This window comes from Paenibacillus sp. MER 99-2, from assembly GCF_023714095.1.
GTDB lineage: Bacteria > Bacillota > Bacilli > Paenibacillales > Paenibacillaceae > Paenibacillus.
In genome coordinates, this window is record NZ_JAMAUZ010000033.1 from 1 (window position 1) to 463 (window position 463).

The following is a 463-nucleotide window of genomic DNA, read 5'->3' on the forward strand; positions in this document are numbered from 1 at the left end:
GGCCAGGGATATAACAGCGGCATGCGCGACGCCTTCAACCTGGCGTGGAAGCTGGCGCTGGTGGTCAATGGCAAAGCGGGAGAGACGCTGCTCGACAGCTACCAGCAGGAGCGCCGCGACCACGCGAAAGCGATGATTGACCTGTCGGTTACCGCCGGCCATGTGCTGGCGCCGCCGAAGCGCTGGCAGGGGGCCGTGCGCGACGGTCTCTCCTGGCTGCTAAATTACCTGCCGCCGGTGAAACGCTACTTCCTCGAGATGCGCTTTAAGCCGATGCCGCAGTACCGCGAGGGGGCGCTGCTGACCGACGGCGCCGGCAAGACCTCGCCGGTGGGCAAAATGTTTATTCAACCGCAGGTGACGCTGGAGAGCGGCGAGAGCGTGCTGCTCGACGAGGTTATCGGGGCGAATTTCGCCATTATCGGCTGGGGCTGCAACCCGCAGTGGGGGCTCGACGCCGGGC

Annotated in this window: 1 protein-coding gene; it reads left to right on the plus strand. The window is 65.4% G+C overall.

The features are described 5' to 3' along the window. Nucleotides 1-21 precede the first annotated feature (21 nt). Nucleotides 22-463 (plus strand): FAD-dependent monooxygenase (locus M3636_RS29150; RefSeq protein ID WP_251384756.1); only part of this gene is annotated, 442 nt, incomplete at its 3' end.